11 protein-coding genes are annotated in these 12,996 nt (G+C 67.8%); 9 read left to right on the forward strand and 2 right to left on the reverse strand.

Annotated elements, in window-relative coordinates:
• Positions 1–33: 33 nt before the first annotated feature.
• A complete protein-coding gene (locus MWN33_RS10495; RefSeq protein ID WP_247200451.1) occupies positions 34–984 on the reverse strand; it encodes a DMT family transporter in 951 nt (316 codons plus the stop codon).
• Positions 985–1,155: 171 nt separating this feature from the next.
• Between MWN33_RS10495 and glmU the strand changes: the two genes are divergently transcribed.
• Complete coding sequence (gene glmU, locus MWN33_RS10500) at positions 1,156–2,505, forward strand: bifunctional UDP-N-acetylglucosamine diphosphorylase/glucosamine-1-phosphate N-acetyltransferase GlmU (RefSeq protein WP_247200452.1); 1,350 nt, start codon at positions 1,156–1,158, stop codon at positions 2,503–2,505.
• Between the two features lie 129 nt (positions 2,506–2,634).
• On the forward strand, positions 2,635–4,458 hold the full coding sequence (gene glmS, locus MWN33_RS10505) for a glutamine--fructose-6-phosphate transaminase (isomerizing) (RefSeq protein ID WP_247200453.1): 1,824 nt from the start codon (positions 2,635–2,637) through the stop codon (positions 4,456–4,458).
• Positions 4,459–4,598: 140 nt separating this feature from the next.
• Here the strand turns inward: glmS and queF are convergent, their stop codons facing one another.
• Positions 4,599–5,057 (reverse strand): preQ(1) synthase, encoded by a 459-nt coding sequence (queF, locus tag MWN33_RS10510; RefSeq protein ID WP_247200454.1) that lies wholly within the window; start codon positions 5,055–5,057, stop codon positions 4,599–4,601.
• 149 nt (positions 5,058–5,206) lie between these two features.
• On the opposite strand from queF, the gene eno reads away from it, so the two are divergent.
• From eno to lpdA, 7 genes are all read left to right on the forward strand, one after another.
• Entirely contained in the window at positions 5,207–6,490 is a 1,284-nt protein-coding gene (gene eno, locus MWN33_RS10515; protein ID WP_247200455.1) for a phosphopyruvate hydratase, read from the forward strand.
• 185 nt (positions 6,491–6,675) lie between these two features.
• Positions 6,676–7,008: an FtsB family cell division protein gene (locus tag MWN33_RS10520; protein WP_247200456.1), complete on the forward strand. Its 333-nt coding sequence runs from the start codon at positions 6,676–6,678 to the stop codon at positions 7,006–7,008.
• Between the two features lie 244 nt (positions 7,009–7,252).
• Positions 7,253–8,326 carry a pyruvate dehydrogenase (acetyl-transferring) E1 component subunit alpha gene (gene pdhA / locus MWN33_RS10525; protein WP_281493732.1) on the forward strand — a complete coding sequence of 358 codons (1,074 nt, stop codon included), beginning with the start codon at positions 7,253–7,255 and terminating at the stop codon, positions 8,324–8,326.
• 17 nt (positions 8,327–8,343) lie between these two features.
• Positions 8,344–8,640 carry a hypothetical protein gene (locus MWN33_RS10530; protein ID WP_247200457.1) on the forward strand — a complete coding sequence of 99 codons (297 nt, stop codon included), beginning with the start codon at positions 8,344–8,346 and terminating at the stop codon, positions 8,638–8,640.
• Between the two features lie 40 nt (positions 8,641–8,680).
• A complete protein-coding gene (locus MWN33_RS10535; RefSeq protein WP_247200458.1) occupies positions 8,681–10,096 on the forward strand; it encodes a pyruvate dehydrogenase complex E1 component subunit beta in 1,416 nt (471 codons plus the stop codon).
• Positions 10,097–10,111: 15 nt separating this feature from the next.
• Entirely contained in the window at positions 10,112–11,497 is a 1,386-nt protein-coding gene (locus MWN33_RS10540) for a pyruvate dehydrogenase complex dihydrolipoamide acetyltransferase (protein ID WP_247200459.1), read from the forward strand.
• Between the two features lie 9 nt (positions 11,498–11,506).
• Positions 11,507–12,922: a dihydrolipoyl dehydrogenase gene (gene lpdA, locus MWN33_RS10545; protein WP_247200460.1), complete on the forward strand. Its 1,416-nt coding sequence runs from the start codon at positions 11,507–11,509 to the stop codon at positions 12,920–12,922.
• Positions 12,923–12,996 lie beyond the last annotated feature (74 nt).

Raw genomic sequence — 12,996 nt, forward strand, 5'->3', positions numbered from 1 at the left:
CGGCGCCATCCATGCCATGGCGCTCCGGGTTCATCAATGCGCGGGGCGCGGGCGGCGTTCCGGCCGGGTCGCGAGGATGACGCCGCCGAGGATCAGCACGAAGCCGACGAAATGGTAGAGGTGCAGCTCCTCGCCGAGCAGGACGACGGCCATCAGCACGCCGTAGACCGGCATGATGTAGAGAAAGGTCGCCGTCACCGGCGCGCCCGCCACCTTCACGCAGTACTGGTAGAGCCCGAAAGCCAGCACCGAGGGCGAGATGGCCAGGAAGACGATGGCGCTCCACGCCTGCCAGCCGGTGGGAAAGGCCGCGCCGGAAGCCGTCTCCCACAGGGCGAGCGGCGCCAGCAGCGCCGTGCCGGCCACCGCATTGGCGGCGAAGGTCGGCAGCGGGCCCATCTGGTTCAGCGGCCCGTCGCGCAGCATCAGCGAATAGGCCGCCCATGAGGTGGCGGCGACGAGGATGCCGAGGTCGCCGCTGTTGAAATGCAGGCCGAGCAGCCGGCCCGGCTCGCCATGCACCGTGATGAGAGCGATGCCGGCGAAGCCCGCCACCGTGCCGACCAGCCGGATCGCCGGCAGCCGGCGACGTGCCAGCAGCGCGTCGAACACCACGATCATGATGGTCGATGTGGTGTAGATCAGCGTCGCATTGGTGGCGGAGGTGCTTTCCAGCGCGACGTAGACATTACCGCCGCACAGCACCATGCCGAGCGTGCCGAGCAGCAGGATGCGGCGCCATTCCTGCTTCAGCAGCCGGCGGAAACGGATGAGCGTCGCCAGCGTGAAAGGCAGCAGGATCGCCACCGCGATGAACCAGCGCCAGAAGGCCAGCGACCAGGGCGGCACCACGCCGGCGACCGCCCGCCCGATGATGAGGTTGGTCGAGAAGAACAGCGGCATCGACAGCAGTGCCGCCAGCGCGCGCGGGTCGCGGGCGAGGGAGAGCGGCGCGGGGGGAGTCGTGGGGGCGGGGGCGTCCATGGCCGCTTTCTGATACACGCTTCGCGCATGGCCGTCGCCGGGCTCCGACGCACTCTTTCGTCGATCCCCGAGGCAGGCTAGATACCGCCGGGCGCGGCCAGCGCGCCTCTGCCGCAATCCGGCCGAATCCGCCGTTTCTGCTGCCTCTACCGCCGAGCCCGGAGTTTCTTCATGCGCCAGCTTCTCGTCATCGTCCTCGCGGCCGGCGAGGGCACCCGCATGCTGTCCGACCTGCCCAAGGTGCTGCATCAGGTCGCCGGCCGCCCCATGGTCTCCCATGTCCTCGATGCCGCGAGGGGGGCCGGCGCGGCGCAGATCGCCGTGGTCATCGGGCCCGACCACGAGCAAGTGGCGGCCGAGGTGAAGCGGGTGGCGCCAGGCGCAGAGGTGTTCGTGCAGGAGCAGCGGCGCGGCACCGCCCACGCCGTGCTGAGCGCGCGGGAGGCGCTGGCGCGCGGCTATGACGATGTGGTGGTGATGTATGGCGATACCCCGCTGGTGCGCGCCGAGACGCTCGACAGGCTGCGCGCGCCGCTCGCCGAGGGCGCGGCGGTCTCCGTGCTCGGCTTCCGCCCGGAGAGTCCGGCGGGTTACGGCCGGCTGCTGACCGAAGGCGGCGAACTCGTCGCGATCCGCGAGGAGAAGGAGGCGAGTGCTGCCGAGCGGGAGATCGGCCTGTGCAATGGCGGGCTGATGGCGCTCGACGGGAAGGCCGCACTCGACCTGCTCGACCGCATCGGCGACGCCAATGCCAAGCGCGAATTCTATCTCACCGATGCGGTGGAGATCGCCCGTGCGCTCGGCCGGACGGCTGCCGCCTGCGAGGCACCGACGGAGGAGGTGGTCGGCGTCAACAGCCGCGCGCAGCTCGCCGAGGCCGAGGCGATCCTGCAGCAGCGCCTGCGCCAGCGCGCCCTGGACGCGGGCGTGACACTGGTCGCCCCGCAGACCGTCTTCCTCTCGTCCGACACGAGATTCGGCCGCGATGTCGTTGTGGAACCAAATGTTTTCTTCGGTCCTAAAGTCCGCGTCGAGGACGGCGCCACCATCCGCGCCTTCAGCCATGTCGAGGGGGCCCATGTCGGGCCGGGCGCCATCGTCGGCCCCTTCGCGCGGCTGCGGCCGGGTGCCGAGCTCGGGCAGGGCGTGCATGTCGGCAACTTCGTGGAGATCAAGGCCTCCGACCTCGCGGCGGGGGTGAAGGTGAACCACCTCACCTATGTCGGGGATTCGAGCGTCGGCGCGAACACCAATATCGGTGCCGGTACCATCACCTGCAATTACGACGGCTACCGCAAGCACCGCACCACCATCGGCGCCAATGCCTTCGTGGGCACCAACAGCCTGCTGGTGGCGCCGGTGACCGTCGGCGATGGCGCCTATCTCGCCACCGGCTCGGTCATCACCGAGGACGTGCCGGCGGACGCGCTCGCCATCGGCCGCGCGCGGCAGGTCAACAAGCCGGGCCTTGCCGCGCGGTTGCGGGCGCGCCTTTCCGCCGGCGTTACGCCGAAGAAGTAGCCGCCCCGAAAATGACCCGTTTGGGCCGATACGAAGCGACATCCGAATTGATTTCGGTACGAAGGTGACGCCCGGTTAAACCGGCAGTCGTAGCCTTGCGGATCGTCGCTTCACGGAAGGGCCCGGCTCATGTGTGGAATCATTGGCATCGTCGGCACCGCGCCGGTGGCCGACCGGCTGGTCGAGTCGCTGCGCCGGCTGGAATATCGCGGCTATGATTCCGCCGGCATCGCCACGCTGGAAGACGGGCATCTGGCGCGCCGCCGCGCGCAGGGCAAGCTGCGCAACCTCGAAGCCGTGCTGCGCGAGGCCCCGCTCTGCGGGCACAGCGGCATCGGCCACACGCGCTGGGCGACGCATGGCCGCCCCAGCGTCGCCAACGCCCATCCTCACGCCACCACCGAGGTGGCGGTGGTCCATAACGGCATCATCGAGAATTTCCGCGAGCTGCGCGACGAGCTGCTGGAAGGCGGCGCCAATTTCGAGAGCGAGACCGACACCGAAGTGGTCGCCCATCTCGTCACCCGCGAGATGCGCGGCGGGCTCGGCCCGGTCGATGCGGTGGCGGCGACGCTGCCCCGTCTTCAGGGCGCCTTCGCGCTCGCCTTCCTGTTCGACGGCGAAGAGAACCTGCTGATCGGCGCCCGCAAGGGCTCGCCTCTCGCCATCGGTTACGGCCATGGCGAGATGTATCTCGGCTCCGACGCCATCGCGCTCGCCCCCTTCACCGACACCATCGCCTATCTCGACGATGGCGACTGGGCGGTGCTGAACCGTGCTGGCGCGCAGATCCGCAACTCGGCGAACGCGCTGGTCGAACGCGCCGCGCAGAAGACCACGGCGTCCACCTTCCTGGTCGAGAAGGGCAATTTCCGCCACTTCATGGCCAAGGAGATGCATGAGCAGCCCGAGGTCGTCGCCCACACGCTGGCGCATTACCTCGACATGGCGAGCGAGACGGTGCAGCTCCCCGCGCTGCCCTTCGATTTTGCGAAGCTCGACCGCATCTCCATCGCCGCCTGCGGCACCGCCTATTATGCCGGCCTCGTCGCCAAATACTGGTTCGAGCGCTATGCCGGCCTGTCGGTGGAGATCGACGTCGCCTCCGAGTTCCGCTACCGCGAGGCGCCGATGCCGGCCAACGGGCTCGCCATCGTCATCTCGCAGTCCGGCGAGACCGCCGACACGCTGGCCTCGCTGCGCTATGCGGGCGAGCAGAAGCAGCATCTCCTCGCCGTGGTGAACGTGCCCACCTCCACCATCGCCCGCGAGGCCGAGGTGGTGCTGCCGACGCTGGCCGGCCCGGAGATCGGCGTCGCCTCCACCAAGGCGTTCACCTGCCAGCTCGCCACGCTTGCCGCTATCGCGGTCGCCGCCGGGCGGGCGCGCGGCGTGCTCTCGGCGGAGCAGGAGCGCGCGCTGGTCCATGCGCTGGTCGAGGTGCCGCGCCTGATGAACCAGGCGCTGGCGCACGGGCCGGAGATCGAGCAACTCGCCCGCTCCATCGCCAAGACTCAGGACGTGCTCTATCTCGGCCGCGGTACGTCCTATCCGCTGGCGCTGGAAGGCGCGCTCAAGCTGAAGGAAATCTCCTACATCCATGCCGAGGGCTACGCCGCCGGCGAGCTCAAGCACGGCCCCATCGCGCTCATCGACGAAAAGATGCCGGTGGTGGTGATCGCCCCGCACGACGCGGTGTTCGAGAAGACCATGTCCAACATGCAGGAAGTCGCCGCGCGCGGCGGCCGCATCATCCTGCTGACCGACGAGACGGGCGCGAAGAGCGCGGCGCTGGAGACCGAGGCGACGCTGGTGCTGCCGGACATGAACCCCTTCGTCGCGCCGCTCGTCTACGCGATCCCGGTGCAGCTCCTCGCCTATCACACGGCGGTGGTGATGGGCACCGACGTCGACCAGCCGCGCAACCTCGCCAAATCCGTCACGGTGGAGTAGGGCGCCAAGCGAGGCGTCATCATCAAGCGCTGTCATCCTGGCCGCAGCAAAGCGAAGAGCCGGGATCGCGTGCTAATCTCGTTCCGGAAAGCGATCCCGGATCGATGCTGCCGGCCCGTCCGGGATGACAGCGACAGTGCTCACCCTCGCCCGCGATAGGTCGGCACGCCCTGGTCGGGCAGCCAGATGCCGTCGGGCGGCGAGCCGCTCTGCCAGAACACGTCGATGGGAATGCCGCCGCGCGGATACCAGTAGCCGCCGATGCGCAGCCAGTGCGGCTCCAGCAGCGCATGCAGCCGCCGTCCGATGGCCACCGTGCAGTCCTCGTGGAAGGCGCCGTGGTTGCGGAAGCTGCCGAGATAGAGTTTCAGCGACTTCGATTCGACCAGCCAGCCTTTCGGCACGTAGTCGATCACCAGATGGGCGAAGTCCGGCTGGCCGGTCTCGGGGCACAGCGAGGTGAATTCGGGCGCCGTGAATCGCGCGACGTAGAGCGTGTCGTCGTGAGGGTTGGGCACGCGGTCGAGCACCGCCTCCTCCGGCGAGGCGGGAAGGCGGGCGGCGCGGCCGAGCTGGAGCGGGCCGTCGGTGTGGTTCATGCGCGGTCTCCTAGCTAAGTCCGCCTCTGTCGCATCTTCGGCGTGCCGGCGGGGAGGGCGTTATGTCGCTGGCACCTCTTTCGCATGTCACATGGCCGGAGTAGAAGCGCCTCCGACCATCCTGGCCGAGTAGAGCATTGGGGAAACGTATGACCGCCATCGTCGATATCATCGGGCGTGAAATCCTGGACAGCCGCGGCAACCCGACCGTCGAGGTCGAGGTCGTGCTGGAAGACGGCTCCAAGGGCCGTGCGGCCGTTCCCTCGGGCGCCTCGACCGGCGCGCATGAGGCCGTGGAGCTGCGCGACGGCGACAAGAGCCGCTATCTCGGCAAGGGCGTGCTGAAGGCGATCGATGCGGTGAACGGCGAGATATTCGACGCCATCGGCGGCGTCGACGCCGAGGACCAGGCGGCCATCGACCAGATCCTCATCGAGCTCGACGGCACCCCCAACAAGGCCCGCCTCGGCGCCAACGCCATCCTCGGCGTTTCGCTGGCGCTCGCCAAGGCCGCCGCCGCCGCCCGCGACCTGCCGCTCTACAAATATGTCGGCGGCGTCAATGCCCGCGTGCTGCCGGTGCCGATGATGAACATCGTCAATGGCGGCGCCCATGCCGACAACCCGATCGACTTCCAGGAATTCATGATCCTGCCGATCGGCGCCCCGACCTTCGCGGAAGCCCTGCGCACCGGCGCGGAGATCTTCCACACGCTGAAGAAGGCGCTCAAGGACGCCGGCCACAACACCAATGTGGGCGACGAGGGCGGCTTCGCCCCCAACCTGCCTTCCGCCGACGCTTCGCTCGCCTTCGTGGTGAAGGCCATCGAGGCGGCCGGCTACAAGCCCGGCGAGGATGTCGCCATCGGCCTCGACTGCGCCTCTACCGAGTTCTTCAAGAACGGCAAGTACGACTATGAGGGCGAGGGCGTCGTTCGCGACATCGAGACCCAGGTGAAGTACCTCGCCGATCTCGTCGCCCGCTATCCCATCGTCACCATCGAGGACGGCATGGCCGAGGACGACTGGGAGGGCTGGAAGCTGCTCACCGACACCATCGGCTCGAAGTGCCAGCTCGTCGGCGACGACCTGTTCGTGACCAATGTCACGCGCCTGTCGGCCGGCATCAAGCAGGGCGTGGCGAACTCGATCCTCGTCAAGGTGAACCAGATCGGCTCGCTGACCGAGACGCTCAACGCCGTCGAACTCGCCCACAAGGCCGGCTACACCGCCGTCATGTCGCACCGTTCGGGCGAGACCGAGGATTCGACCATCGCCGACCTCGCGGTGGCGACGAATTGCGGGCAGATCAAGACCGGCTCGCTGGCCCGCTCGGACCGCACCGCCAAGTACAACCAGCTTCTGCGCATCGAGCAGGAACTCGGCCCGCAGGCGATCTACGCCGGCCGCGCGGCGCTGAAGGCGCTCGGCTGAGGCTTCGCACGCACCTCGCACGCGCGGCGCTGCCGTCCATCGTCGATCCCCGGGCTGGTCCCGGGGATTTTCGTTTCAAGCCTCCGGTGGTGCAGCGCAAAATCTTTCCAGCGTCGGGCAAAATTTCCGTCCGCGCCAAACACGGTTAACCGGGCCTCAACCGGGCGGCCTCTAGTCTCGCGGGCATGATCATTCGCACCCGCTGGCGCTCCATCCTCCAGACCGTCACCCTGCATCTCGGGGCGGCGGCGCTCATCGGCTATTTCGCCTTCCAGGGCTATAACGGCCAGTACGGCCTGCTCGCCCGGCGCTCCTTCGAGCAGCAGCACGCGGAGTTGACGCAGGAGCGCGACAAGCTGCGCGCCCAGCGCGTGGCTCTGGAATCGAAGGTGAAGCTCCTCTCGCCCGAGCTGATCGACGCCGATATGCTCGACGAGCAGGCCCGCGCGCTGCTGAACCTCGTCAATCCCAAGGATTTGGTGCTGCTGCGCGTGCCTGCGGCGCCGCAGGCGCAGTGACGCGCAAAAATCGCCGTGATCGTGAATCTCTGGCATGCCAGAGCCGTGCGGATCGGAAATGACGGTATTCCAGACGCTTAACTGATTTTAAGTTAAACAATGCTTTGAACCGAAAACAAGTTCAGAAGCAGAAACCATTGCGCTGACAACATGTTGTGCGGCGCAGCATTGCGTTCCGTGCGTAGCGCGATGCCCCAAGGTGCGTTATGAAGCTCGGCATAAAGTCCCGAGCTGAGGATGCGCCATGGTAGTAGCCGCGAAGAAACCGGCCGTCGCAAAAGCCGCCACCCCGAAGGCTCCCGTGAAGGCCGCGGCCAAGAGCCCTGCGCGCCGTTCGGAGAAGACGGGCGCGGTTGCCGAGTTCTCCAAGGAGGAGGAGCTCGACGCCTACCGCAAGATGCTGGAGATTCGCCGCTTCGAGGAAAAGGCCGGTCAGCTCTACGGCATGGGCCTGATCGGCGGCTTCTGCCACCTCTATATCGGCCAGGAAGCCGTCGTCGTCGGCATGCAGGCCGCGCTGCGCGAAGGCGATCAGGTCATCACCGGCTATCGCGACCACGGCCACATGCTGGCCACCGGCATGGACCCCAAGGGCGTCATGGCCGAGCTCACCGGCCGCCGCGGAGGCTACTCCAAGGGCAAGGGCGGCTCGATGCACATGTTCAGCACCGAGAAGGGCTTCTATGGCGGCCACGGCATCGTCGGCGCGCAGGTCTCGCTCGGCACCGGCCTCGCCTTCGCCAACCGCTACCGCGACAACGGCAATGTTTCGCTGACCTATTTCGGCGACGGCGCGGCCAATCAGGGCCAGGTCTATGAGAGCTTCAACATGGCGGAGCTGTGGAAGCTGCCCGTCGTGTTCATCATCGAGAACAACAAATACGCGATGGGCACCGCGGTGAACCGCGCCTCGGCCCAGACCGACTTCTCCAAGCGTGGCGCCTCGTTCAACATTCCGGGCGAGCAGGTCGACGGCATGGATGTGCGGGCGGTGACGGCGGCGGGCGCACGTGCCGTCGAGTTCGCACGCTCGGGCAAGGGTCCGTACATCCTCGAAATGCTCACCTACCGCTATCGCGGGCACTCCATGTCGGACCCGGCCAAGTACCGGTCCAAGGAGGAGGTGCAGAAGATGCGTACCGAGCACGATCCCATCGAGCAGGTGCGCGCCCGTCTTCTGGAGAAGAAGTGGGCGAGCGAGGACGAGCTGAAGGCGATCGACGCCGAAATCCGCGACCGGATGAACGCGGCGGCCGACTTCGCCAGCGCCGACCCGGAACCCGACGTCGCCGAGCTCTACACCGACGTGCTGCGCTGAGCGGCGGGGCGCGGGACATGCTCGTCGAGTTCTTCTGGGTCGCGATCGTCGCCGGTGGTTCGGCGGCGGTCGTGCTGTGGGTGCTCGCGGCCCGGCTTGCGCTCGGCGTGGTCCGCGCCCGCGGCGGCGGCCTGCTCGACGGGGTGCGCGTGCTGCTGTGGCCCTTCGGGGCGCGTCAGGCCGGCGCCTCCACGGAAACGGCGATCCTCCTCAACAAGATGATGGTCGCCTGCTTCATTGCCCTTCTCATCGCCATCGCCTCGATGGCCGTCTACAGCAACCTGACATTCGTGCCCCCGGTACGGGTGCAGTGACGCGCGATTTTTGACGCACGTTTCTTTGGGGAACGCCGCCATGCCGACCGAAGTTCTGATGCCTGCCCTGTCTCCGACCATGGAGAAGGGCAACCTCGCCAAGTGGCTCAAGAAAGAGGGCGACCAGGTCAAGTCCGGCGACGTCATCGCCGAGATCGAGACCGACAAGGCGACGATGGAGGTCGAGGCCATCGACGAGGGCACCCTCGGCAAGATCCTCGTGCCCGAGGGCACGCAGGACGTTGCGGTGAACACGCCGATAGCCGTCATTCTCGCCGATGGCGAGGACGCGAGCGCGGCTGCCGCGCCGAGCCCGAAGGCCGCCGAATCCGCCCCGCCGGCTGCCGCCGCCCCGGTCGAGCCTTCGCCGGTCACGGCCTCCGCCCCGGCGACCCCGGCGGTGATCAATTCCGCCGTCGCCAATCCGCCGCAGCCGGAGGTGATGCCCGAGGCCGACGTTCCCGAAGGCACCGAATTCGTCAACCAGACCATGCGCGAGGCGCTGCGCGACGCCATGGCCGAGGAGATGCGCCGCGACGGCGATGTCTTCGTCATGGGCGAGGAAGTCGCGGAGTATCAGGGCGCCTACAAGATCACGCAGGGCCTGCTGCAGGAATTCGGCGCGCGCCGCGTGATCGACACGCCGATCACCGAGCACGGCTTCGCCGGTGTCGGCGTCGGCGCGGCCTTCACCGGCCTCAAGCCCATCGTCGAGTTCATGACCTTCAACTTCGCCATGCAGGCGATTGACCAGATCATCAACTCGGCCGCCAAGACGCTCTACATGTCGGGCGGGCAGGTGCACTCCTCCATCGTGTTCCGCGGGCCCAACGGCGCCGCCGCGCGCGTGGCCGCCCAGCACAGCCAGGACTTCACCGCCTGGTACAGCCACATCCCCGGCCTCAAGGTCGTCGCGCCCTATACGGCGGCCGACGCCAAGGGCCTGCTGAAGTCCGCCATCCGCGACCCCAACCCGATCATCTTCCTTGAGAACGAGATCCTGTACGGGCACGCCTCCCCGGTGCCGAAGCTCGACGACTACACGGTGCCGATCGGCAAGGCGAAGATCGCCCGGCCGGGCAAGGACGTGACCATCGTCGCGTGGTCCATCGGCATGAACTACGCGCTGAAGGGCGCCGAGGAACTCGCCAAGCTCGGCATCGAGGCGGAGGTGATCGACCTGCGCACCATCCGTCCGCTCGATATCGAGACGGTCATCGCGTCGGTGAAGAAGACCGGCCGTGCGGTCACGGTGGAGGAGGGCTGGAGCCAGTCCGGCGTCGGCGCCGAGATCGTCGCCCAGCTCGTCGAGAAGGCGTTCGACTATCTCGACGCCCCGGTGCTGCGGGTGACCGGCAAGGACGTGCCGATGCCCTACGCCGCCAACCTCGAAAAGCTGGCCTTGCCGTCGGTGCAGGACGTCGTCGACGCCGCACGGGCCGTGACCTATCGCTGAGGCCGGAGAAGCGCCATGTCCATCGAGATCCTGATGCCGGCCCTGTCTCCGACCATGGAGAAGGGCAACCTCGCCAAGTGGCTGAAGAAGGAGGGCGACAAGGTCGCCCCCGGCGACGTCATCGCCGAAATCGAGACCGACAAGGCGACGATGGAGGTCGAGGCCATCGACGAGGGCACGCTGGCGAAGATCGTGGTGCCGGAAGGCACCGCTGACGTGCCGGTGAACCAGATCATCGCCGTGCTCGCCACCGATGGCGAGGACGTGAAGGCGGTGGCCTCCGGTTCCGGCACCGCGCCCGCCAAGGCGGAGGCTCCGAAGTCGGAAGCTCCGAAGGCGGAGCCCGTTCCCGCTCCGGCAGCCGCTCCCGCTCCCGCAGCGGCGCCCGTGGCCGCTCCGGCACCGGCGGCGCCTGCCGCCGCTCCCGCCGCGTCTCATGGCGCGCGCGTCTTCGCCTCGCCGCTCGCGCGCCGTCTCGCCCGGGACAAGGGCGTCGACCTCGCCTCGGTGAAGGGTTCCGGCCCGCATGGCCGCGTCGTTGCCGCCGATGTCGAGGCGGCTCCTGCCGGTGGCGCCGCCAGGGCGCCGGCCGCGACGGCCTCGGCTCCCGCCGCAGCGCCCGTCGTTGCTGCCGCTGCGCCCGCTCCCTCCGCCGGCGCGGTGCTGGAACAGGCTAGGGCCTTCTACGAGCCGGGCACCTACGAGGAGGTCCCGCTCGACGCCATGCGCCGCGTGATCGCCCAGCGCATGACCGAGGCCCGGCAGACCGTGCCGACCTTCTACCTCACCGTCGACTGCGACGTGGATGCCCTGCTCAAGCTGCGCGAGGAGCTGAACAAGGCCGCGCCCGAGAAGGACGGCAAGCCCATCTATAAGCTCTCGGTGAACGACTTCGTCATCAAGGCCTATGCGCTGGCCTTCCAGCAGGTGCCGGACGCCAACATGGTGTGGGGCGGAGACCGCTACCTCAAGCTGAAGCACTCCGACATCGGTGTCGCGGTGGCCATTGACGGCGGCAAGGGCCTTCTGACCCCGATCATCCGCAAGGCCGAGACCAAGACGCTGTCGGCGATCTCCAACGAGACCCGCGACTTCGCCGCTCGGGCCCGCAACAAGAAGCTGATGCCGCACGAGTACCAGGGCGGCTCCTCGGCGATCTCGAATCTGGGCATGTTCGGCATCAAGGACTTCACGGCGATCATCAACCCGCCGCACGCCACCATCCTTGCGGTGGGCACCAGCGAGCCGCGCGCGGTGGTGAAGAAGGGCGAGCTGGTGGTCGCCACCATCATGACCGTCACCATCTCCTGCGACCACCGGGTGATGGACGGCGCCATGGGCGCGCAGCTCATCGGCGCCTTCAAGGCGATCATCGAAAAGCCGATGTCGATGCTGGTCTGAGGAACGGTCATGGCGAACGAATACGACGTCCTCATCATTGGCTCGGGTCCCGGCGGCTATGTCGGGGCGATCCGCGCCGCCCAGCTCGGCCTCAAGGTCGGCGTCATCGAGCGTTCCTATGTCGGCGGCATCTGCCCGAACTGGGGCTGCATCCCGGCCAAGGCGCTGCTGCGCTCGGCCGAGATCATCCACTATATCGAGCACGCCAAGGATTACGGCCTGATCGCCGAGAAGACCGGCGTCGACATCGCCGGCGTGGTGAAGCGCTCGCGCGGCATCGCGGCGCAGATGAGCAACGGCGTCGGCTTTCTGCTGAAGAAGAACAAGGTCGACGTGATCTGGGGGCAGGCGACCATCACCGCGCCCGGCAAGGTCTCGGTCGCCGCCAGCGAGGGCGCGCCCAAGGGCGCGCTGCCGGCCGGCGAGTACACCGCCAAGAACATCGTCATTGCCACCGGCGCCCGCCCGCGCGCGCTGCCCGGCATCGAGCCGGACAAGAAGCTCATCTGGACCTATTTCGAGGCGCTGGCGCCCGCCAGCGTGCCGAAGTCGCTGCTCATCATGGGATCGGGTGCCATCGGCGTCGAGTTCGCCTCCTTCTACAAGGCGATGGGCTCGGACGTGACGATCATCGAGCTGCTGCCGCAGATCCTCCCCGTCGAGGACGAGGAGATCGCCGATCACGCCCGCAAGCGCTTCGAGAAGCAGGGCATCAAGATCCTCACCGGCGCCAAGGTCTCCAAGGTCGTGAAGGGCGCCGACAACGTGACCGCGATGGTGGAGACGGCGGACGGCAAGAGCCAGACGCTGACCGCCGACCGGCTCATCTCGGCTGTGGGCGTTGTCGGCAACATCGAGAATCTAGGCCTGGAGAAGCTCGGCGTGAAGACCGATCGCGGCTGCGTCGTCATCGACGGGCTGTGCCGCACCAACGTGCCGGGCATCTGGGCCATCGGCGACGTCGCCGGCCCGCCGATGCTTGCCCACAAGGCCGAGCACGAGGGCGTCATCGCCGCCGAGGCTATCGCCGGCAAGCATGCCCACCCGATGGACAAGCTGATGATCCCCGGCTGCACCTATTGCATGCCGCAGGTCGCCTCCGTCGGCCTCACCGAGAAGAAGGCGAAGGAAGCCGGCTACGAGATCAAGGTCGGCCGCTTCCCCTTCATCGGCAACGGCAAGGCGGTGGCGCTGGGCGAGGCCGAGGGCATGGTGAAAACCATCTTCGATGCCAAGACCGGCCGCCTGCTCGGCGCGCATCTGGTCGGTGCGGAAGTCACCGAGCTGATTCAGGGCTTCGTGCTGGCGATGAATCTGGAAACCACCGAGGAAGAGCTGATCAACGCCGTCTTCCCGCATCCCACGGTTTCTGAGACGATGCATGAAAGCGTGCTGGCGGCCTACGGGCGCGCCATCCACATCTGAGGCCGGCGGCTGCGCGCGCCCCGGCCTTGCCGGTCGGGGCGGGGCTCGCCACATCTGTGCGGCGATCCTTTTTC

It is taken from the genome of Ancylobacter koreensis, from assembly GCF_023016525.1.
Taxonomy (GTDB): domain Bacteria; phylum Pseudomonadota; class Alphaproteobacteria; order Rhizobiales; family Xanthobacteraceae; genus Ancylobacter; species Ancylobacter koreensis.

Excerpts from the sequence above, each read along its gene's own strand:
- MWN33_RS10495 (WP_247200451.1), bottom strand. The coding sequence starts at position 984 with ATGGACGCCCCCGCCCCCACGACTCCCCCCGCGCCGCTCTCCCTCGCC.
- glmU (WP_247200452.1), top strand. The coding sequence starts at position 1,156 with ATGCGCCAGCTTCTCGTCATCGTCCTCGCGGCCGGCGAGGGCACCCGC.
- glmS (WP_247200453.1), top strand. The coding sequence starts at position 2,635 with ATGTGTGGAATCATTGGCATCGTCGGCACCGCGCCGGTGGCCGACCGG.
- queF (WP_247200454.1), bottom strand. The coding sequence starts at position 5,057 with ATGAACCACACCGACGGCCCGCTCCAGCTCGGCCGCGCCGCCCGCCTT.
- eno (WP_247200455.1), top strand. The coding sequence starts at position 5,207 with ATGACCGCCATCGTCGATATCATCGGGCGTGAAATCCTGGACAGCCGC.
- MWN33_RS10520 (WP_247200456.1), top strand. The coding sequence starts at position 6,676 with ATGATCATTCGCACCCGCTGGCGCTCCATCCTCCAGACCGTCACCCTG.
- pdhA (WP_281493732.1), top strand. The coding sequence starts at position 7,253 with ATGGTAGTAGCCGCGAAGAAACCGGCCGTCGCAAAAGCCGCCACCCCG.
- MWN33_RS10530 (WP_247200457.1), top strand. The coding sequence starts at position 8,344 with ATGCTCGTCGAGTTCTTCTGGGTCGCGATCGTCGCCGGTGGTTCGGCG.
- MWN33_RS10535 (WP_247200458.1), top strand. The coding sequence starts at position 8,681 with ATGCCGACCGAAGTTCTGATGCCTGCCCTGTCTCCGACCATGGAGAAG.
- MWN33_RS10540 (WP_247200459.1), top strand. The coding sequence starts at position 10,112 with ATGTCCATCGAGATCCTGATGCCGGCCCTGTCTCCGACCATGGAGAAG.
- lpdA (WP_247200460.1), top strand. The coding sequence starts at position 11,507 with ATGGCGAACGAATACGACGTCCTCATCATTGGCTCGGGTCCCGGCGGC.